Origin of the sequence: Streptomyces sp. NPDC059917 (genome assembly GCF_042730635.1) — a bacterium.
Classification (GTDB): Bacteria; Actinomycetota; Actinomycetes; order Streptomycetales; family Streptomycetaceae; genus Streptomyces.
Window position 1 is genome coordinate 40,125 of record NZ_JBHWLC010000055.1, and the last position, 20,197, is coordinate 60,321.

The 20,197-nt window shown below is 72.1% G+C and carries 20 protein-coding genes; 15 read left to right on the top strand and 5 right to left on the bottom strand.

Annotated elements, in window-relative coordinates; all coding sequences use genetic code 11:
- The first annotated feature begins 29 nt into the window (after window positions 1-29).
- Window positions 30-1,730 (top strand): chitinase, encoded by a 1,701-nt coding sequence (locus ACFWAR_RS27575; RefSeq protein WP_385782479.1) that lies wholly within the window; start codon window positions 30-32, stop codon window positions 1,728-1,730.
- A 127-nt stretch (window positions 1,731-1,857) separates the two neighbouring features.
- Complete coding sequence (locus ACFWAR_RS27580; RefSeq protein WP_385782482.1) at window positions 1,858-3,201, top strand: M14 family metallopeptidase; 1,344 nt, start codon at window positions 1,858-1,860, stop codon at window positions 3,199-3,201.
- A 100-nt stretch (window positions 3,202-3,301) separates the two neighbouring features.
- Here ACFWAR_RS27580 and ACFWAR_RS27585 read toward each other — a convergent pair whose 3' ends face one another.
- Window positions 3,302-4,063 carry an IclR family transcriptional regulator gene (locus ACFWAR_RS27585; protein ID WP_385782485.1) on the bottom strand — a complete coding sequence of 254 codons (762 nt, stop codon included), beginning with the start codon at window positions 4,061-4,063 and terminating at the stop codon, window positions 3,302-3,304.
- Between the two features lie 158 nt (window positions 4,064-4,221).
- Here ACFWAR_RS27585 and ACFWAR_RS27590 point away from each other — a divergent pair, with 158 nt between their 5' ends.
- The 5 genes from ACFWAR_RS27590 (at window position 4,222) to ACFWAR_RS27610 (ending at window position 8,554) form a co-directional block, all read left to right on the top strand.
- Complete coding sequence (locus ACFWAR_RS27590; RefSeq protein WP_385782487.1) at window positions 4,222-5,598, top strand: amino acid deaminase; 1,377 nt, start codon at window positions 4,222-4,224, stop codon at window positions 5,596-5,598.
- Between the two features lie 96 nt (window positions 5,599-5,694).
- On the top strand, window positions 5,695-6,705 hold the full coding sequence (locus ACFWAR_RS27595) for a YdcF family protein (protein ID WP_385782490.1): 1,011 nt from the start codon (window positions 5,695-5,697) through the stop codon (window positions 6,703-6,705).
- Window positions 6,706-6,795: 90 nt separating this feature from the next.
- Complete coding sequence (locus tag ACFWAR_RS27600; RefSeq protein ID WP_354379713.1) at window positions 6,796-6,981, top strand: hypothetical protein; 186 nt, start codon at window positions 6,796-6,798, stop codon at window positions 6,979-6,981.
- 405 nt (window positions 6,982-7,386) lie between these two features.
- Window positions 7,387-7,884, top strand: a complete 498-nt coding sequence (locus ACFWAR_RS27605) for a peptidylprolyl isomerase (RefSeq protein ID WP_385782493.1) — start codon at window positions 7,387-7,389, stop codon at window positions 7,882-7,884.
- A 226-nt stretch (window positions 7,885-8,110) separates the two neighbouring features.
- Complete coding sequence (locus ACFWAR_RS27610) at window positions 8,111-8,554, top strand: nitroreductase family deazaflavin-dependent oxidoreductase (RefSeq protein ID WP_385782496.1); 444 nt, start codon at window positions 8,111-8,113, stop codon at window positions 8,552-8,554.
- 3 nt (window positions 8,555-8,557) lie between these two features.
- On the opposite strand, the gene ACFWAR_RS27615 is transcribed toward ACFWAR_RS27610, so the two are convergent.
- Window positions 8,558-9,034 (bottom strand): macro domain-containing protein, encoded by a 477-nt coding sequence (locus ACFWAR_RS27615; RefSeq protein WP_385782499.1) that lies wholly within the window; start codon window positions 9,032-9,034, stop codon window positions 8,558-8,560.
- 89 nt (window positions 9,035-9,123) lie between these two features.
- Between ACFWAR_RS27615 and ACFWAR_RS27620 the strand changes: the two genes are divergently transcribed.
- Window positions 9,124-9,729 carry a dihydrofolate reductase family protein gene (locus tag ACFWAR_RS27620; protein ID WP_385782501.1) on the top strand — a complete coding sequence of 202 codons (606 nt, stop codon included), beginning with the start codon at window positions 9,124-9,126 and terminating at the stop codon, window positions 9,727-9,729.
- Between the two features lie 15 nt (window positions 9,730-9,744).
- Here ACFWAR_RS27620 and ACFWAR_RS27625 read toward each other — a convergent pair whose 3' ends face one another.
- Window positions 9,745-10,116, bottom strand: a complete 372-nt coding sequence (locus ACFWAR_RS27625) for a hypothetical protein (protein WP_385782503.1) — start codon at window positions 10,114-10,116, stop codon at window positions 9,745-9,747.
- 256 nt (window positions 10,117-10,372) lie between these two features.
- Between ACFWAR_RS27625 and ACFWAR_RS27630 the strand changes: the two genes are divergently transcribed.
- Window positions 10,373-11,584 (top strand): pyridoxal phosphate-dependent aminotransferase, encoded by a 1,212-nt coding sequence (locus ACFWAR_RS27630; RefSeq protein WP_385782505.1) that lies wholly within the window; start codon window positions 10,373-10,375, stop codon window positions 11,582-11,584.
- An 88-nt stretch (window positions 11,585-11,672) separates the two neighbouring features.
- Window positions 11,673-12,065 (top strand): hypothetical protein, encoded by a 393-nt coding sequence (locus ACFWAR_RS27635; RefSeq protein WP_385782508.1) that lies wholly within the window; start codon window positions 11,673-11,675, stop codon window positions 12,063-12,065.
- Between the two features lie 84 nt (window positions 12,066-12,149).
- Here the strand turns inward: ACFWAR_RS27635 and ACFWAR_RS27640 are convergent, their stop codons facing one another.
- Window positions 12,150-12,605, bottom strand: coding sequence for a hypothetical protein (locus tag ACFWAR_RS27640; protein ID WP_385782510.1), 456 nt, complete (start codon window positions 12,603-12,605; stop codon window positions 12,150-12,152).
- A 143-nt stretch (window positions 12,606-12,748) separates the two neighbouring features.
- Between ACFWAR_RS27640 and ACFWAR_RS27645 the strand changes: the two genes are divergently transcribed.
- Genes ACFWAR_RS27645 through ACFWAR_RS27660 form a run of 4 tightly spaced genes read left to right on the top strand, consistent with a single transcriptional unit; the run spans window position 12,749 to window position 17,280 of the window.
- Entirely contained in the window at window positions 12,749-13,852 is a 1,104-nt protein-coding gene (locus ACFWAR_RS27645; protein ID WP_385782512.1) for a hypothetical protein, read from the top strand.
- Window positions 13,849-15,051, top strand: coding sequence for a toxic anion resistance protein (locus ACFWAR_RS27650; RefSeq protein WP_385782515.1), 1,203 nt, complete (start codon window positions 13,849-13,851; stop codon window positions 15,049-15,051). Before ACFWAR_RS27645 ends, ACFWAR_RS27650 begins: the two co-directional genes overlap by 4 nt.
- Window positions 15,048-16,664 carry a substrate-binding domain-containing protein gene (locus ACFWAR_RS27655; protein ID WP_385782518.1) on the top strand — a complete coding sequence of 539 codons (1,617 nt, stop codon included), beginning with the start codon at window positions 15,048-15,050 and terminating at the stop codon, window positions 16,662-16,664. The genes ACFWAR_RS27650 and ACFWAR_RS27655 overlap by 4 nt, the downstream gene beginning before the upstream one ends.
- A complete protein-coding gene (locus tag ACFWAR_RS27660; protein ID WP_385782521.1) occupies window positions 16,651-17,280 on the top strand; it encodes a hypothetical protein in 630 nt (209 codons plus the stop codon). The genes ACFWAR_RS27655 and ACFWAR_RS27660 overlap by 14 nt, the downstream gene beginning before the upstream one ends.
- A 96-nt stretch (window positions 17,281-17,376) precedes the next feature.
- Here the strand turns inward: ACFWAR_RS27660 and ACFWAR_RS27665 are convergent, their stop codons facing one another.
- Complete coding sequence (locus tag ACFWAR_RS27665; RefSeq protein WP_385782524.1) at window positions 17,377-19,230, bottom strand: phosphoenolpyruvate carboxykinase (GTP); 1,854 nt, start codon at window positions 19,228-19,230, stop codon at window positions 17,377-17,379.
- Between the two features lie 211 nt (window positions 19,231-19,441).
- Between ACFWAR_RS27665 and ACFWAR_RS27670 the strand changes: the two genes are divergently transcribed.
- On the top strand, window positions 19,442-20,155 hold the full coding sequence (locus ACFWAR_RS27670) for a hemolysin III family protein (protein ID WP_385782527.1): 714 nt from the start codon (window positions 19,442-19,444) through the stop codon (window positions 20,153-20,155).
- Window positions 20,156-20,197 lie beyond the last annotated feature (42 nt).

Here is a 20,197-nt window from a genome sequence, read left to right on the forward strand (position 1 = left end):
CCGTCCCACTCCCCCCACCGGAGTCCTCCGTGAAACGCATCCGCACGCTCGCCCTGCTGGGCGCCACCACCCTCACGGCCGCCGGGCTCACCGCCCTCGCCGCCGGCACCGCCCAGGCCGCCGACGTGAACGTCGCCCGCAACGGCGGCTTCGAGTCCGGGCTGTCCAACTGGAGCTGTACGGGCTCCAGCGGCGCGGCCGTCTCCTCCCCCGTCTTCGCCGGGACCGGCGCCCTCAAAGCCACCCCGGCGGGCCAGGACAACGCCCAGTGCAGCCAGAGCGTCACGGTCAAGCCGAACTCGACCTACACGCTGAGCACGCAGGTCCAGGGCTCGTACGTCTACCTCGGCGCGACCGGTACCGGCACCCAGGACGTCTCCACCTGGACCCCCGGCTCGGGCTCCGGCTGGCAGAAGCTGTCCACCACCTTCACCACGGGCCCCAGCACCACCCAGGTCACCGTGTGGACGCACGGCTGGTACGGCCAGAGCGCCTACTACGCCGACGACTTCAGCGTCTTCGGCCCCGACGGGGGCGGCGGCACCGATCCGGGGCCCTCGGTCCCCGGCGCCCCGGCGGCCCTCGCGGTTTCCGGCCAGAGCCAGAACGCGCTCACCCTTTCGTGGGGCGCGGTCAGCGGCGCGACCGGCTATTACGTCTACCAGGACGGCGTCCGGGTCAAGACGGTCACCGGGGCCACCTCGGCCCAGCTCCAGAACCTGGCCGCGTCCACGACGTACTCCCTCCAGGTGAGCGCCTACAACCAGGCGGGCGAGGGTCCGCGCTCGGCGCCCGTCAGCGGCACCACGACCGGCGGCGGGGGCGACCCGGGCCCGAACCCGTCCGTGCCCAAGCACGCGCTGACCGGGTACTGGCAGAACTTCAACAACGGCGCGACCGTCCAGAAGCTCTCCGACGTCCAGGCGCAGTACGACATCATCGCGGTGTCCTTCGCCGACGCCACCTCCACGCCCGGCGCCATCTCCTTCAACCTCGACTCGGCCGGACTCGGCGGCTACACGGTCGCGCAGTTCAAGGCGGACGTGGCGGCGAAGAAGGCGGCCGGGAAGTCGGTCGTCCTCTCGATCGGCGGCGAGAAGGGCACGATCTCGGTCAACGACTCCGCCTCGGCCAACAACCTGGCGAACTCGGCCTACGCCCTGATGCAGGAGTACGGCTTCAGCGGGATCGACATCGACCTGGAGAACGGTCTCAACCCGACCTACATGACCCAGGCGCTGCGCTCCCTGGCCCAGAAGGCCGGCTCGTCCTTCGTCCTCACCATGGCCCCGCAGACCATCGACATGCAGTCGACGCAGGGCGGCTACTTCAAGACGGCGCTCGCGGTCAAGGACATCCTCACCGTCGTCAACATGCAGTACTACAACAGCGGCGCGATGCTCGGCTGCGACGGCAAGGTCTACTCCCAGGGCTCGGTGGACTTCCTCACCGCGCTGGCCTGCATCCAGCTGGAGGGCGGGCTCGCCCCCTCGCAGGTGGGCCTGGGCGTGCCGGCCTCGCCCAGCGGCGCGGGCAGCGGCTACGTCTCGCCGACCGTCGTGAACAACGCGCTGGACTGCCTGGCCAAGGGCACGAACTGCGGATCCTTCAAGCCGTCCAAGACCTACCCGGGGCTGCGCGGCGCGATGACCTGGTCGACCAACTGGGACGCCAAAGCGGGTAGCGCTTGGTCCAACGCGGTGGGTCCGCACGTGCACGGCCTGCCGTAGCGGGTACCTGTGGGGGTGGCCGGATCCCGGCTCTTGACCGGATACCGACTCTTGACCTGGACATGCCACGGGCGGACGCTGTGCGCGTCCGCACGGCTACCCCCACACTCCCCACCCAGGAGAACGCATGCGGCTCCACGCCCGCCGAAGGGCCGCCGTCACGGCGGCCCTGCTGGCGCTCGCGCTCGGCGCACCCGCCTACGGCATGAGCGCGGCCACGGCCTCGCCACCGCCCACCCCCTCCACCCAGACCCAGGACGAGGCGATCGTCCAGTACCGCATCCACGGCCCCTCCTCGGCCGCCGACCGTACGGCGCTGCTCGCGACCGGCGTGTCGATCGACGAGGTGGACGACCACACCGTCGTCGTCAGCGCCGACCCGATGCAGGCCAAGGCCCTGCGCGCACGCGGCTACGAGCTGACCGCGCTGGCCGGGCCGCCGGACCGCTCGATGCCCGGCATCGCCGCCGCCCCCTTCGACTTCCCCTCGGCCGACTCCAGGTACCACAACTACGCCGAGGCCACGGCGGAGATCAACCAGGACCTCGCGGCCTATCCCTCGATCATGAGCAAGAAGGTCATCGGAAAGTCCTACGAGGGCCGGGACATCATCGCCATCAAGATCAGCGACAACGTCGCGACCGACGAGAACGAGCCCGAGGTCCTCTTCACCGCGCACCAGCACGCGCGCGAGCACCTCACCGTCGAGATGGCCCTGTACCTGCTCAAGGAGTTCGGGTCCAAGTACGGCACCGACTCCCGGATCACCAGCATGGTCAACGACCGCGAGATCTGGGTCGTGCCGGACCTCAACCCGGACGGGGGCGAGTACGACATCGCCTCCGGCTCCTACCGGTCCTGGCGCAAGAACCGGCAGCCCAACTCCGGCTCCTCCTCCGTCGGCACCGACGAGAACCGCAACTGGAACTACAAGTGGGGCTGCTGCGGCGGCTCCTCCAGCAGCAAGGGATCCGAGACCTACCGCGGCGCGGCGGCCGAGTCGGCGCCCGAGGTCAAGGTGGTCGCGGACTTCGTGCGCAGCCGGGTCATCGGCGGCAAGCAGCAGATCAAGGCGTCCATCGACTTCCACACCTACAGCCAGCTGGTCCTGTGGCCGTACGGCTGGACCTACAACGACACCGCCCCGGGCCTGACGGCGGACGACCTCGCGGTCTACAAGAAGATCGGCACCAGCATGGCCGCGAGCAACGGCTACACCCCCGAGCAGTCGAGCGACCTGTACATCACGGACGGGACGATCGACGACTGGCTGTGGGGCTCGCAGAAGATCTTCACCTACACCTTCGAGATGTACCCCGGCGAGTCCGGCAGCGGCGGCGGCTTCTACCCGCCCGACGAGGTCATCGACCGCGAGACCGCGCGCAACAAGGACGCGGTGCTCCAACTCCTGGAGAACGCGGACTGCATGTACCGCTCGATCGGCAAGGCCGCGCAGTACTGCACCGCGTAGCACCGCTCGGCACCGCGTGACGCGCACCCCTCGGTCCCGCCGGACAGCGCCCCTGTCCGGCGGGACCGCGGGCCGTCGGGCACGATCCGAAGGAGACGGCCTAGAGGGCGGCGGGCAGCGGGCCCGAGCCCGCGTACTCCCTGCTGATGGCCTCGGCGCCGGCGCGCACCAGCGGCAGCAGGTCGAGCAGTTCCTCCGCGGTGACGACCACGCCGGGCGCGGACAGCGACATCGCGGCGACGGCCCGCCCGTCCGCCCCGCGCACCGGCGCCCCCACGCAGTTGATCGACTCCTCGTGGCCGCCGAGGTCGGCCGCCCAGCCCTGGTCCCGTACGAGGTCCAGCTCGCGCAGGAAGGCATCGGCGTCCGGGACCGAGCGGGCCGTGTAGCGCGGGTACTCGACGCGCGCCGCCAGTGCGCGGCGCTCCGGCTCCGGCAGGTCGGCGAGCAGCACCTTGGAGACGGCGGCGACGGTCAGCGGGACCGGCTTGCCGATGCGCGAGTACATGCGCACCGGGTAGCGGCTGTCCACCTTGTCGATGTACACGACCTCGTCGTCCTGGTGGACCGCCAGGTGCACGGTGTGCCCGGTGCGGGCGCCGAGTTCGACGAGGTGGGGGTGGGCGATCTCGCGCACGTCGAGGTTCTCGACGGCCTCGGCGGCGAGGGCGAAGAGGTGCGCGCCGAGGCGGTAGCGGCCGTCGGGCTGGCGGTAGACGAGGCCGTGCGCGTGCAGGGTGCGCAGCAGGCGCAGGGCGGTGCTCTTGTGGACGTCCAGCTCGCGCGCGACGCCGCCGAGGTCCGCCGGTCCGCGGGCCAGGAGCGGCAGGATGCCGAGCGCGCGGTCGACCGACTGGCTCATGCGGCTCCCCCGTCCGTCCCCCGCCCCGGTCCGGGCACGGCGTGCGCGGCGGGTGCGGCGGGGCGGGCCGCGTTGACCCGCCGTCATCCGGGATGTTAGACAGCGGGAGCCACAACCGGCAACGACCGTTGCATCAACCGCAACGCGAGGAGGCACCCATGGACCACGCCCCCGCCGAAGCGGCCCGCGCCGCCCGGCCCGCCGCGGACGACGCCCGCACCCCGGACGCCACGGAGGCCGGGAAGCCCGGGAACGCCGTCGCGCGGCTCGCCGACGAACCGGTCGACCACCGCTTCAAGGGCCTGCCCCCGGACGCCGAGGCCGCCGGCCTCACCGTCGGCGAGCTGGCCGCCCAGCGCCGCGACCTGCACACGGGCGGGTTCACCACGCCCGTCCTGACCCTGGACGCCGACGCCCTCGAACACAACCTCGCCGTGCTCGGCCGCTACACCGCCCGCCACGGCCTCGCCTTCGCCCCGCACGGCAAGACGTGCATGTCCCCGCAGCTCTTCGAGCGCCAGCTGGAGCACGGCGCCTGGGGCATCACCGCCGCCATGCCCCACCAGGCCCGCGTGTACCGCGCCTTCGGGATCCAGCGGATCTTCCTGGCGAACCAGCTCGTCGACGCCGCCGCGCTGCGCTGGGTCGCCGCCGAGCTGGCGGCCGACCCGGAGTTCCGGTTCGTCTGCTACGTCGACTCCGTGCGCGGGGTCGAGCTGATGGACCGGGCCCTCGCGCCGAGCGGCGCCACCCGCCCCGTGGACGTCGTCCTCGAACTCGGCGCCGGCGAGGGGGCCCGTACCGGCGCCCGGACCGAGGACGAGTGCCGCGCCGTCGCGGACGCGGTCGCCCGCACCGCCACCCTGCGCCTGGTCGGCGTCGCGGGCTACGAGGCCGAGGTGCCCGGCGCGGACCCCGCGAAGGTCACCGCCTGGCTGCGCCGCCTGACCGCCCTCACCGTCGCCCTGGACGCGGAGGGCCGCTTCGGCGCCCTCGCACCCGGCGAGGAGATCGTGCTGAGCGCGGGCGGCAGCTCCTGGTTCGACGCCGTCGCCGAGGCCTTCGCCGAGCTGCCGCCGCTGTCCCGGCCGGTCCTGAAGCTGCTGCGCTCCGGCGCGTACGTCTCCCACGACCACGACTGGTACACCAAGCTGACCCCCTTCAACCGGGTGCCCGAGGAGGGCGGGCTGCTGCCCGCCTTCCGGCTCTGGGCCCAGGTCGTCTCCCGCCCCTCCCCCACCCAGGCGTTCTTGAACGCCGGCAAGCGGGACGTGGCGTACGACCTCGGGCTGCCGGTGCCCGAGGTGGTGCGCGGGGCCCTCGACGGGGTGGAGCGCCCGGCCGCGGGGGTGCGCCTGGTGAAGCTCTCCGACCAGCACGCCTGGCTGGAGACCGACGGCGCCGGGGACCTGGAGGTCGGCGACCTGGTGGGGCTGGCCATGTCCCACCCGTGCACGATCTTCGAGAAGTGGCAGCTGGTCCCGGTCGTCGCGGCGGACGGGACGGTCACCGAGTTCGTCCGCACCTTCTTCTGAGGCACGGCCACCGCTGGTGGGGCGACGGCCGCGGGCGGGGCGGCGGCCGCGACCACAGGCGCGGCCGCCACGGGCGCGCCGCCTACGATGTGCGACATGTTCGCCTTTGCGGTGTCCGGCCTGTTCCTCCTCCTCTTCTGGATAAGCGTCCGCGAGGACCGGAGGCGTTTTCGCAACGCCGTCTACCTGGGCCTGACCTGCATCAGCCTCTCGGTGGCGGTGCTGTCCCAGATCGACCGCCTGCCCGCCGGCAGCGGCCGGTTCGTGGCCCCGCTGGTCCTCGCGGTCCCGGCGCTCGGGGTGGTCGCGCTGGCGCTGTTCCTGATCGCCAACGGCGTGACGATGGCCCGCAAGGAGGGCGTCGCGCTGGCCAACCTCCTGTCGCTGCTCGCCGGGCTGGCGATCATCGGGCTGCTGGTGCTGACGGCGCTCGCCCTCGCCACGGAGTCGAACGCGCTCGCCGTCCCCGTCGCCACGGTGCTGCTGGTCTCGCTCTACGTCTCCTTCCTCTTCCTCTGCTTCCTCGGCTACGCCTACCTCTACGGGCGGATCGCGGTGCGCGGTGACGTCGACTTCGTGGTGATGCTGGGCTCCGGCCTGATCGGCGGGGACCGGGTGCCGCCGCTGCTGGCGTCCCGGCTGCGCAAGGGCATGCAGATCCACGCGGCCCAGACCGCCCGCGGCGGCCCGGCCCCGCTGCTGCTGGCCTCCGGCGGCAAGGGGTCGAACGAGAAGGTCGCCGAGGCCCGGGCGATGGCGGACTGGCTGATCGCGCAGGGCGTGCCGGCCGAGCACGTGCGCCTGGAGGACCGCTCTCGGACCACGGAGGAGAACCTCCTGTTCAGCGAGCGGATCATGTCCGAGTCCGTGCCGGGGTACCGCTGCGTGGTCGTCACGAACAACTTCCACGCCTTCCGCGCCGCGATGATGGCGCGCAAGGCACGGGTCAACGGACAGGTGCTCGGCTCGCCGACGGCGGCGTACTTCTGGCCGAGCGCGACGATCCGCGAGTTCGTCGCGGTGTTCATGGAGCACAAGCTGGTGAACCTGATCATCTGCGGGGCACTGGTGGCGGCCGGGGCCCTGTTGACGCTGACCGTCGCCTAGCGCGCCGCACCCGGCCGCCGCGCACGGCCGACGTGCGTTCAAGGGCGGGGCGCCGCAGGATGGGGCCAGGGGGCAGTGGAGGAGGTACCGATGGACAGTGACACGGACCAGCAGCCCGGCCGCCCGGCCAAGCTCTTCTCCGGCGGAGAGCGGCCCTACGACCCCGAAGACCTCGTGATGGCGCGCGGACAGGACCCGACTCCGGAGCGGCTCGAAAAGGCGCGCGAGCTGATGGAGAAGGAGGGTCCGGCGGTCATCGAGCGCTACCTCCCCTAGGGCGTGTTTCGAAAGTAGCGCCGGGCGCCCGAAGGGCGCGGCTCGCGGCGTCTGGTGCCGTGCATCGCAAGGCGGAGGATCGCCCGCCTACCGGACGTAATCGGGCGTTCCGACAACGCCGCGAGGCGCGGTACCAGGCGTCGCGAGCCAGGCGGGACTTTCGAAACACGCCCTAGGCCGTCCCTCTCGGATCCAGTGCCCCGGGGCACCGCCCCCGGGGCTTCCGCACGCCCTCCTCCGGTCCCGCGCGCGACCCGCACCGCTTCGGCCACCCCTGCCCGTTGGCACGTATTGCCAGGTCTGCGAAGCTAAAAGGAAGATCCACACAGGGATCCACGCCAGGGTCCGCACCCAGGATCCGCCCCTCCCGCACGCTCCACGCCCCCAGAAGGGACCGGACCCCCCATGCCCCAGGTCAAACTGACGACCAACTTCGGCGCCATCGTGATCGACCTCGACGAGGAGCGGGCTCCCGCGACGGTGGCGAACTTCCTCTCCTACGTCGAGAGCGGCCACTACGCCGGAACGATCTTCCACCGGGTCATCCCCGGCTTCATGAACCAGGGCGGCGGCTTCACCCCGGACATGAACCAGAAGCCCACCCGGGCGCCGGTGGAGAACGAGGCGGCCAACGGCCTGAAGAACACGAAGTACACGGTCGCCATGGCCCGCACCAGCGCCCCGCATTCGGCCACCGCGCAGTTCTTCGTGAACACCGCCGACAACGCCTTCCTGGACCACACCGCCCCGACCCCGGGCGGCTTCGGCTACGCCGTCTTCGGCACGGTCACCGAGGGCCGGGAGGTCGTCGACGCCATCGCCGCCGTCAGGACGGGTCGCGCGGGCGGCCACGGCGACGTGCCGGCCGAGGCGGTCCTGATCGAGCGGGCCGAACTGGCCTGAGCGCCGCCCGCGGGGGCACGCCGCGGACGGCGGCGCCCCCGCACACCGGCCGGACCGCGGTGGCGGACCGGCGACCGGCGACCGGCGACCGGCGACCGGCGACCGGCGACCGGCGACCGGCGACCGGCCATCGTGACGGAACCCGCGGCTCCTCGTTAGCCCCTCACATCCGCTCGCATCCGCGCCGAACGGCACGCACCCGCACCACGGAGGGCAGGACCCGCCCATGCACGATCCCCACGCAGACTGGGACCGTCCCGCGGACCCGCGGGGCGAGCGGGAGCTGGCGCACGTACGCGCGTACGTGGCCACCGGCGGTGTCGACGGGCACCTCTGGCACGGCGTCCCCACCCTCCTGCTCACCACGCTCGGCCGGGTCAGCGGCCGCACGGCCCGCACCCCGCTGATCTACGTCGAGGACGAGGGCCGCCTGATCGTCGCCGCTTCGGCCGGCGGCGCCCCGGACCATCCCGACTGGTACCGCAACCTCGAAGCGGAGCCCGAGGTCCGCGTCCAGCGGGGCCCGGCCCCCTTCCAGGCCAAGGCCCGCCCGGCCACCGCCGCGGAGCGCGAGGCCTACTGGCCGGCGCTGACCGCCCTGTGGCCGCCCTTCGAGGACGACCAGGCCCGCACCGCGCGCGAGATCCCGCTGGCGATCATCGAGCGCTGAGGCTCAGTCGAAGTCGTAGACCGTCACCGCCACGTCACGGGCGGACAGCGCGGCCGTGACCAGGGGCTCGACGCGGGTCCACGTACCGCCCGCGAGCCCGCAGCCGATGCGGGGCATGTGGACGGAGGCGCCCAGGGCGACGGCGTGCTCGGCCAGGGCCGCGAGGCAGCGCCCGACGGCGTCGTAGCGGACGGGCGGGCCGCCGCTGCCGGTGCGCATGCCGCGCTGGCCCACCATGTTGGCGACCCAGACGTCCGCCCGGACCTGCACCAGCTGCACGGCGCCCAGCCCGAAGTCGTTCCCGCTGCGGCCCCGGTGCCAGGCCCGGTACGCGGCCTCGGGCTCCGGCCAGCGCTTCGAGACGGCCAGGACGAACCCCTTGCCCCAGCCGCCCAGGTCGTTGCACACGTGGGCGACGATCTTCGGCCCCTTCGCCTGCGGGCTGGTGGCGTCCCCCTTGATGATCCTCAACGGCTGCATCAGGCCATGCTGCCAGGGGCCACCGACAGCCGTCGACGACATGCTTCAATGATCGAACAATCGTTCCTCCACTCCGGGAGCACCCCCTCATGAGCGACGCCGACGGCGCCGGCGACCCCACCGGCTACCGGATCGACCCCGCCGAGCGGACCGCCCCCGCCGACCGGCCGTTCCGGACCGCCGCGACCATCGGGGTCAGCCTCGACGGCTTCATCGCCCGCCCCGACGGCGACATCGAGTGGCTCACCATGCGGGGCGCGCAGGCCGGGGAGACGGGCTACCTGGAGTTCCTCGCCGGGATCGACACCGTCGCCCTGGGCCGCCGCACGTACGAGAAGGTCCTCACCTTCGGCTTCTGGCCCTACGCGGGCAAGCGGGTCGTGGTCCTCAGCACCGGGCTGACCACCGACGACCCGCGCGTCACCGTCCACCGCTCACCGGCGGAGCTGCTGGCCGGGCTGACCGTGCACGGGGCGCGCGCGGTGTACGTCGACGGCGGCAGGACCATCCAGACCTTCCTGCGGGAGGGCCTCCTGGACGAGCTGATCATCACCACCGCCCCGGTCCTGATCGGCGAGGGCCTGCCCCTCTTCGGCGCCCTGGACCGGGACATCGACCTCCAGCTGACCGCCGCAAAGGTCCTGGACGCGGGCTTCATGCAGACGACGTACGCCGTCCTCCGCCGCACCGCCTGAAAGTCCCGCAGCGCGTCACACCGTCAGCAGGCGCCGCCAGCGGCCCCGTTCCGTCACCAGACAGGCCGCGGCCAGGGCGCTCACCGCGATCGCGGCCCACACCGGCCAGGCCGCCCAGGAGGCGACCACGGCGGCCACCAGTTGCAGCAGCACCAGGGCCACCGTGACCGCGCCCGGGACCGGGACGATCACCTGGGCCTTGTCGCCCGGGGTCGCGAACACGGTCGGCAGGCCGATCAGCAGCACGACGCCCGCCACGGCGGCCCACACCGACCATCCGGCCAGCGCCCAGGGCGCGGCCACCCACGCGCACAGCTCCGTCGCGAAGCGCAGCACCGAGTCCGGCCCCGGCGCGTTCCCGGGCGCCCGCTCCCTCGTTCCGGCCATCCCGCAACCCCCTCTCCGTTCAGGTGATCACCTCACCAGGTGATCACCTATGCGCAGCGGCGTGACGAGCGCAACACCGGTCCGCGTCCTGGACCCGGCCCCGCGCCATTCCGCAGGCCGGAACGCGGGCGCACCCACGTTTCCAAGGGCGCGGCCCACCCCCACCCCGCCCATTCCGCGAACCAGGGCATTTCGCCCTTCACCCGGCGGGCCGAATCCCGCAGCGCCGGGGCGCCCGGCCCCGTAAGCTCCCGCCATGCAGGTGATCCAGTCAACGAAACTCGCCAATGTCTGCTACGAGATCCGCGGGCCCGTGCTCGAAGAGGCCATGCGGCTCGAAGCAGCAGGTCATCGCATCCTCAAGCTCAACACGGGCAACCCGGCGGCCTTCGGCTTCGAGTGCCCGCCCGAGATCCTCGAGGACATGCTCCGCAACCTGGGCACGGCCCACGGCTACGGGGACGCGAAGGGGCTGCTGTCCGCGCGCCGCGCGGTGATGCAGCACTACCAGACCAAGGGCATCGACCTGGACGTCGAGGACATCTACATCGGCAACGGGGTCTCCGAGCTGATCCAGATGTCCATGCAGGCGCTGCTGGACGACGGCGACGAGGTGCTCGTCCCGGCGCCCGACTACCCGCTGTGGACCGCCTCCGTCTCGCTGGCCGGCGGCACCGCCGTCCACTACCGCTGCGACGAGCAGTCGGACTGGATGCCGGACCTGGCCGACATCGAGCGGAAGATCACCGACCGCACCCGCGCGCTCGTGATCATCAACCCGAACAACCCGACCGGCGCGGTCTACGACGACGAGATGCTGCGCGGGCTCACCGACATCGCCCGCCGCCACAACCTCGTGGTCTGCTCCGACGAGATCTACGACCGGATCCTCTTCGACGGGGCCACCCACACGCCGACCGCCGCCATCGCGCCGGACCTGCTGACCCTGACCTTCAACGGGCTCTCCAAGAACTACCGCGTCGCCGGTTACCGCTCCGGCTGGATGGCCGTCTGCGGCCCCAAGCAGCACGCCTCGTCCTACATCGAGGGCCTGACGATCCTGGCCAACATGCGACTGTGCGCGAACATGCCCTCGCAGCACGCCGTGGCCACGGCCCTCGGCGGCCGCCAGTCGATCGTGGACCTGGTGCTGCCGGGCGGCCGACTGCTGGAGCAGCGCGACACGGCCTACGACCTGCTCACGCAGATCCCGGGGATCACCTGCGTGAAGCCCAAGGGCGCGCTGTACCTCTTCCCGAAGCTGGACCCCTCGGTCTACAAGATCAAGGACGACCGCCAGATGGTCCTCGACCTGCTGCGGGCCGAGAAGATCATGGTCGTGCACGGTACGGGCTTCAACTGGCCCGAGCCCGATCACTTCCGGATCGTCACCCTGCCGAGCGCCAAGGACCTGGCCGACGCGGTGACCCGGATCGGCAGCTTCCTGGACGGTTACAGCCAGCATTAGCACCGACCGGCAGCCACAGCCGGATTCAGCTCAACTTTAGACCGGATCCAATGTAGGATGGTCTCCTGACCCCGCAGGAGGCCCCCTCGTGTACGAGCCGATCCGCACCAAGTCGGTCCACCGCATGGGCGGCGGCCGCGCCGACTACCCGCACAGCAGCCGTGGCGAAGCGCTGGACACCCAGCTCGCCGGACACCTGGCCGCCCTCCTCGCCGTCACCGACGAGCTGGGTCTGGACGAGGCCGCCGAGCAGATCTCCGGCCAGGTCGCCCGGCTGCGCGGGCGCGTGCCCGCACGGATCAAGGGCAGGCCCGCCGCCGCCGGGGACGCCGATCGCGGCGCCCTGCACCAGCGCGCCCACGACCTCGCCGCCCGCGCGCTCCTCGTCGCCGCCTCGCGCGCCGACACCGCCGTCGCGATCCTCGCCGCCGAGCGCATGGACGCGCACTCCGCCGCCGTCGACCCGGCAGGCGCCCTCTAGACGGCCCCGGTCCGGGGCCGCGGAGGCCTCGGACCGGGTGCCATGCTCCTCCCCCGCGCCCCGCGCGTCCTGCGCGCCCTCGGCTCAGCCGCCCGGCGCGACCAGCTCCACCCCCGCCACCCCGCACCAGGGCACCACGCCGACGGGCCAGGCCGGACCGACCGCCTCGCCCCGGCCGACCTCACCCGGTCCCGCGGCGGCGACCTTCACCAGGGACCGCACCGGTACGTCGTCCGCCTCGGCAGCACCCGCGGCGCCCGCAGCACCCGCGGCGCCCACCGTGCCGCGACGGAACTCGACGGTCACGGCGTAGGAGCCCGACCGCGCCGTGCGGCTCACCACCTCGACCCGGGCCAGCACCCGATGGCTTGCCGGATCGATTCGGCAGCCCGTCACCGCCACGTCCTCGGCCACCGGCCGCGCCGCCGCCCCGGACGGCCCGGGCCCGCTGCTCGCCCACACGTACAGGCCGAAGGGGACGAAGACCATCCCCGCGGCCACCATCACCAGCGCCGCCAGCCACCCGCTCACTTGCTTCATGGTCGCCTCATGCCCTTGCGTCCTTGCCCGAGCCCCCGCTTCATGCACCGATGATTCACCCGCGGTCGAAGTGGGACCACCTGCTCACCTGACGTTCACTCAACCGCGCGCGGAATGTGGGTTTCCGTGAGCACGCTGCCCTCGTGAGACGCATCTTCGGAATCGCCCTGGCGGCCCTCCTGATCGGCGGCGTCATAGCCGTCGTCCTGGTGGGCCAAGGAGACCGGGGCACAGAGCGCACGGCAACGAAGACCGTGCGGGGAGTCATCGGTTCGGAGAAGGCCGAGTTCTTCGCCGATCCCGACGTGGTGAAGGCCCTGTCCGCCAAGGGCTACACCCTCAAGACGGAGACCTCCGGGTCCTGGGCGATGGACAAACTGCCCCTGGACCAGTACGACTTCGCCTTCCCCAGCAGCAGCGAGCCCGCCCGCGAGATCGAGGCCAAGGCCAAGCTCCAGGGCGCGCAGACCACCCGTCCCTTCTACTCGCCGCTCGTCGTCGTGGCCCGTGCGAGCGCCGCCGAGGTGCTCGCCGGCAACAAGCTCGTGACGATGACCGGCAAGCACACCGGCACCCTGCTCATGGGTCCCTACCTCAAGGCCGCCGCCGAGGACCGCACCTGGCAGCAGCTGCCCGGATCCGCCGCCGACGCCGCGCTCAGCGGGACGGTGTTCATCAGGACCACCGACCCCGCCTCGTCCAACTCCGGCGCCCTCTTCCTCGCCGCGGCCTCCAACGTCGCCAACAACGCCGCCGTCGTCTCCGACGACGCGGGCGTCGACCGCACCGCACCGCTGCTGCGCAAGCTGATCGCCGTACAGGGCGCGTTGGCGCCCTCCACCGACGACCCCTTCCGCGCCTTCATCAGCGGCGCCGGCGATCCGCTCATCCTGGTGTACGAGTCCCAGGTGGCCGCGCTGCTGCTGCAGAAGCAGCCGGCCGACCTCGACGGCGTGGTGGTCCTCTACCCGGACACCACCGTCAACTCCGCGCACACCTTCGTGCCGCTGAACGACAGGGCCAAGGACCTCGGCGCACTGCTGGCCAGCGATCCGACCCTGCGCCAACTGGCCGTCAAGCACGGGCTGCGCCCGCAGGACGGACTGGCCGAGTTCACCGCGGCCACCGCCCCGCACACCGATTACCTCAACCAGAAGCTCACCGGAATCCGCCAGGTGAACACGCCCACCGTCAAGATCCTGATGACGCTCGCGGCGCGCGCCAAGGCGCAGGGGGACACGCCATGACACTGACACCTCCCGAGGGGCCCGGATCCTCCGGGGACGGTCCGCTGGTCCTGACCGCCCCCGAACCGGTCGCCGCGATCCGCACGGAACAGGCCGCGGGCCTGGTGCCGCTGCAGGACGGGGTCCGCGACGAGATGGCCCGCCGGGCCGGGGAGTACGTCGGTTCGCTCGCCGGACTCGACGCCCGCTCCCCCGAGTTCGCGCAGCGCATCGGCGAGATCGCCGGGCTCGGCGCCGCCGACATCCGGGGCGCCTCCCAGCAGTCCAACCGGATGCTGGACCGGGCCGTGCGCTCGCTGAGCACCGAGGGCGGGGACGCGCAGGCCCGGGTCGCCGGCTCGCTGGTCGAGCTGCGGCGCACCGTCGAGGACCTGGACCCGCGCGACACCCCGGCCAAGGGCGCCCGCCGCCTCCTGGCCAAGCTCCCGGGCGGCAACAGGTTCCGCGACCACGTGGCGAAGTACGCCTCCTCGCAGGCCACCCTCAACCGGATCGTCGGCGCGCTGCGCGGCGGCCAGGACGAGCTGCGCCGCGACAACGCCGCGCTGCACACCGAGCGGGCCCGGCTGTGGGAGACGATGGGCAAGCTCCAGGAGTACGTCGTGCTGACCGACGCCCTCGACGGGGCGATCGGGCAGCGGATCGCCGAGACCGAGCGGACCGACCCCGCGCAGGCGGACGCGCTGCGCGCGGACGTCCTCTTCCCCGTCCGGCAGAAGCACCAGGACCTGCTGACCCAGCTCGCCGTCTGCGCGCAGGGCTACCTGGCGATGGACGTGGTGCGGCGCACCAACGACGAGCTGGTCAAGGGCGTCGACCGGGCCGCGACCACCACGGTCTCGGCGCTGCGGATCGCCGTCATGCTGGCCTCCGCGCTCGACAGCCAGCGCAAGGTGCTCGAGCAGGTCACCACCCTGCGCGACACCACCGAGGAGCTGATCCGCGGGAACGCGCAGATGCTGTCCACGCAGAGCGGCGAGATCCAGCGGATCGCCTCCGATCCGGCCGTGGGGGCGGAGACCCTGCGCACGGCGTTCGCGCAGATCTACCAGACCCTCGACACCATCGACAGCTTCAAGGTGGCGGCCACCGAGAACATGGCCGCCACCATCGAGTCCCTGACCGGCGAGCTCCGGGCCGCGTCCGGCTACCTGGAGCGCACCCGGGCCACGGGCGCGCTCGAAGGCGGCGCGCGATGAGCCGCCGCGGCGCCGTGCTCCGCAGGCGCCTCGCGGCCGCCGTGGCCCTGGCCGCCGCCCTGCTCGGCGCCACCGCCTGCTCCTCGGACGGCTCCGACGGGCCCGACCGGCCGAAGGGGAGCGCGTACAAGGAGGGCACGCTGCGGGTGCTGGCCTCCAGCGAGCTGGCGGACCTGGGTCCGGTCCTGGAACAGGCGAAGAAGGCCACGGGGGTCACCGTCGAACTGACCTGGTCGGGCACCCTGGACGCGGCCGAGCAGGTCGCCTCCGGCAAGGCCGACGGGAAGTACGACGCGATCTGGCTCTCCTCCAACGACTACCTGCGGCTGCGTCCCGGGGCGGCGGACAAGCTCAGCTCCGAGACGCCGGTGATGTCCTCGCCGGTCGCGCTGGGGGTGCGGCCCGCCGCGATGGCCCGGCTCGGCTGGAAGCCGGAGGAGGTCACCTGGTCCGCCGTGCACCAGGCGGTGGCCGCCGGGAAGCTGTCGTACGGGATGACCGACCCCGTGCGCTCCAACTCCGGCTTCGCCGCGCTGGTCTCGGTCGCCTCCGGCCTCTCCGGGGCACAGGCCGCGCTCACCGGGGCGGACGTGGCCAAGGCCACCCCGCAGCTCAAGGAGTTCTTCACCGGCCAGAAGCTGACGTCCGGGTCCTCGGGCTGGCTCGCCGGCGCCTACGCCAAGCGCGGGGACGTGGACGCCCTCGTGAACTACGAGTCGGTGCTGCTGTCCATGAACCGGGACGACGGGGCCGGGCTGACGGTGATCCGCCCGCGCGACGGGGTGGTCACCGCCGGCTACCCGCTGACCCTGCTCACCTCGGCCCCGGCCGGGGCCCGCGAGTCCGGCCGGGCACTGACCGAGTACCTGCGCGGCGACGCGGCGCAGAAGGAGATCACCGAGCGGACCTTCCGCCGCCCGGTGGCCGCGGCGGTGGCGCCCGCGGCGGGCCTGGCCACGGACAAGCGGCGCGAGCTGCCGTTCCCGGGCAGCCTCGCGGTCGCGGACGGGCTGCTGGGCTCGTACGAGAACGTACTGCGCCGCCCCTCGCGGACCGTGTACGTCCTGGACACCTCCGGCTCGATGTCCGGGGACCGGATCAAGCGGCTGAAAGCCGCGCTCACCGAGCTGACGGGCACGGGGAGTTCGGGGACCGGGCAGCGCTTCCGCGACCGCGAGGAGGTGACGCTGCTGCCCTTCGGGGACGAGGTGAAGAAGGTCCTGACGCACGTCGTCGAACCGGGCAACCCGGGCAGCGCCCTGGACGCCATCCGCGGGGACGTGCGCTCCCTGGACGCGAACGGGGGCACGGCGGTCTACGGCAGCCTCAAGGCCGCCTACCAGCACCTGGGGAAGGGCAACGCGGACGCCTTCACCTCGATCGTGCTGATGACGGACGGGGAGAGCGGGGACAGCGCGAAGGAGTTCGAGTCCTTCTACGCGGGCCTGCCGGACGCCCAGAAGCACACGCCGGTCTTCGCCGTGCTCTTCGGCGACTCCTCCCGCAAGGAGCTCTCCCGCATCACGGAGCTGACCGGCGGGCGGCTCTTCGACGCGACCGAGGGGAACGGTTCGCTGGACGGCGCCTTCGAGGAGATCCGTGGCTACCAGTAGGAACGGCGGCGGGGCCGGGGCCCGGGTCCTCGGCTACCTGGAGTCGAAGAAGAACCTGGCGGGCTGCGCGGGGGGCGTGGCCGGGCTGGTCCTGACCGTGACGGGGGTGGCCGGGACGTTCTGGCCGCTGGTGGTCGCGGGGCTGTACGGCGCGGGCGCGCTGATCGCCCCGCCGGAGCGCGCCGCGCTCCCGCCGGTCCCGGACGCGACCGAGGAACTGGGCGCGCTGCGCGAGGACTTCCGGCGGCTGCGGGAGTACCTGGCGGAGGTGGAGCTGACGCCGGCCGCCGGGGGGCGGCTGACCGAGCTGATGGAGCTGTACGGGGCGATGCTCGACCCGGGCTGGGTCGCGGACGTCCTGGCCGGTGACCCGGAGACGGTGCACGCACTGTCCCGGGGGATCCGGCAGGACGTGCCGGAGTGCGTGGACGGCTACAACCGCACCCGCTGGTGGACCCGGCTCACGCCGGGCGGCGATCCGCCGGAACGGCACCTGGAGCGGCAGTTGTCGGCGCTCCACGACGAGGCGGAACGCATGACGGCGAGCCTCCGGGAAACGGAGGCCCGCCGTCAGCAGACGCACACGACCTATTTGGAAGGTCGCAGGGAATCCTAGTCGGGACATCCCGCGTCGGTCCTCGGCCGGGGACAGCCGGCCGCGGTTCTGGGGGCCACGAGGTGGCCGGTGTGGGCCACGCAGTGGCCGGGGTGACTAGCCGAGGCGCTCGACCAGTGCGTGGTACTGGTCCCACAGCTCCTTGGGAGTGTGGTCGCCGTAGGTGTTCAGGTGCTCGGGGACCAGTGCGGCCTCGTCGCGCCAGATCTCCTTGTCGACGGTGAGCAGGAAGTCGAGGTCCTCGGCCGGCAGGTCCAGGCCGTCGGTGTCGAGGGAGGCCACGGTCGGCAGGATGCCGATCGGGGTCTCGACGCCCTCGGCGGTGCCGTCGAGGCGCTCCACGATCCACTTCAGGACGCGGCTGTTCTCGCCGAAGCCGGGCCACACGAACTTGCCCGCGTCGTTCTTGCGGAACCAGTTCACGTAGTAGATCTTCGGGAGCTTCGACTGGTCCTTGTCGGCGCCGACCTTGATCCAGTGACCCATGTAGTCGCCCATGTTGTAGCCGCAGAACGGCAGCATGGCGAAGGGGTCGCGGCGCAGCTCGCCGACCTTGCCCTCGGCGGCGGCGGTCTTCTCGGAGGCGATGTTCGAGCCGATGAAGACGCCGTGGTTCCAGTCGAAGGACTCGGTGACCAGCGGCACGGCGGAGGCACGGCGGCCGCCGAAGAGGATCGCGGAGATCGGGACGCCCTTGGGGTCCTCCCACTCGGGGGCGATCGTCGGGCACTGGGAGGCCGGGACGGCGAAGCGGGCGTTGGGGTGGGCCGCCGGGGTCTCGGACTCCGGGGTCCAGGCGTTGCCCTTCCAGTCGATGAGGTGCGCGGGCGCCTCTTCGGTCATGCCCTCCCACCACACGTCGGAGCCGTCCGGGGTGAGCGCGACGTTCGTGAAGACGGTGTTCGCGTACATCGTCTTCATGGCGTTGGCGTTGGTGTGCTCACCGGTGCCGGGGGCGACGCCGAAGAAGCCGGCCTCGGGGTTGATCGCGTAGAGGCGGCCGTCGGCGCCGAAGCGCATCCAGGCGATGTCGTCGCCGACCGTCTCGACCGTCCAGCCGGGGATCGTGGGCTCCAGCATGGCGAGGTTGGTCTTGCCGCAGGCGCTCGGGAACGCGGCGGCGATGTACTTCGACTCGTCCCGGCCGGAGGCGGAGGCCGGCGGGGTCAGCTTGAGGATCAGCATGTGCTCGGCGAGCCAGCCCTCGTCGCGGGCCATGACGGACGCGATGCGCAGGGCGTAGCACTTCTTGCCGAGCAGGGCGTTGCCGCCGTAGCCGGAGCCGAAGGACCAGATCTCGCGGGTCTCGGGGAAGTGCGAGATGTACTTGGTGGTGTTGCAGGGCCACGGCACGTCGGCCTGGCCCTCGGCGAGCGGCGCGCCGAGGGTGTGGACGGCCTTGACGAAGAACCCGTCGGTGCCCAGCTCGGCGAGGACGGGGGCTCCCATGCGGGTCATGGTGCGCATGGCGACGGCGACGTAGGCGGAGTCGGTGATCTCGACGCCGATCGCGGACAGCTCGGAGCCGAGCGGGCCCATGCAGAAGGGGACGACGTACATCGTCCGGCCCTTCATGGCGCCGCGGAAGATCCCCTTCTCCCCCGCGAAGATCTCCTTCATTTCCGAAGGAGCCTTCCAGTGGTTCGTGGGGCCCGCGTCCTCGGCCTTCTCGGAGCAGATGAAGGTCCGGTCCTCGACGCGCGCGACGTCGGTGGGGTCGGAGGCGGCGTAGTACGAGTTCGGGCGCTTGGCCGGGTCCAGCTTCTTGAACGTGCCCTGGGCCACGAGCTCCTCGCACAGGCGCTCGTACTCGGCCTCGGAGCCGTCGCACCAGACGATCCGGTCCGGCTCGGTGATCGCCGCGATCTCGTCGACCCAGGCGATCAGTTCGGCGTGATCAGTGGGGAGGACCGTCGGGTGGGTGGTGGGAGCCGCGTTGTCGCGCGCCACGATTGCTCCTTGTTGAGGGGTTTGTTTGGTGTTTGCCCCGTGGGGGCTGCGACCCGGACGCTTCGCGCTCCGCTCATCCGGTGCCGACCGCACTCATCTGATCATCGGGTGCATGTGCGCATATGTCCAGGGGGCCTCTCACGTGAGCATCACCACTCGTGTCAATCTTCGGCAAAGCGCACTAACCGAAACCTACGCACCCGTAGGTAGCATGAGGACCATGACTTCTGACGCCGCCGCCGTGGCCGCCCCCCTGGCCGGACCGCAGGTCGAAGCCGGGGCCGAGCCGGAGATCAAGCCGCTGATGCGCGGCTGGCTCCACACCGGGATGTTCCCCGCCGTGGTGGTCGCGGGTCTGGCGCTCATGACGTTCACGGACTCCACGAAGGCCCGGGTCGCCTGCGGGATCTACGTCCTCACGGCATGCCTGCTCTTCGGTGTCAGCGCGGTCTACCACAGGGGCACCTGGGGACCGCGCGGCGAAGCGATCCTGCGCCGCCTCGACCACGCCAACATTTTTCTGATCATCGCAGGGACCTATACCCCGCTGACGGTGCTCCTGCTCCCGGCCTCCACCGGACGGACGCTCCTGTGGGCGGTCTGGATCGCCGCCGCGGCCGGGATCGCCTTCCGGGTCTTCTGGGTCGGCGCCCCGCGCTGGCTCTACACGCCCTGCTACATCGCCATGGGCTGGGCGGCCGTCTTCTTCCTCCCCGACTTCATGCGCACGGGCGGGATCGCGGTCCTGGTGCTGGTGATCGTCGGCGGACTCCTCTACAGCGTGGGCGGGGTCATCTACGGGATGAAGCGCCCCAACCCCTCCGTCCGCTACTTCGGCTTCCACGAGGTCTTCCACTCGCTGACCCTGGTCGCCTTCGTCACCCACTTCGTCGGCATCGCGATGGCCGCCGCCCAGCACGCGTAGCGGCCGCACTACGGCGCCCCGGACCCCGCGCGGGGTCCGGGG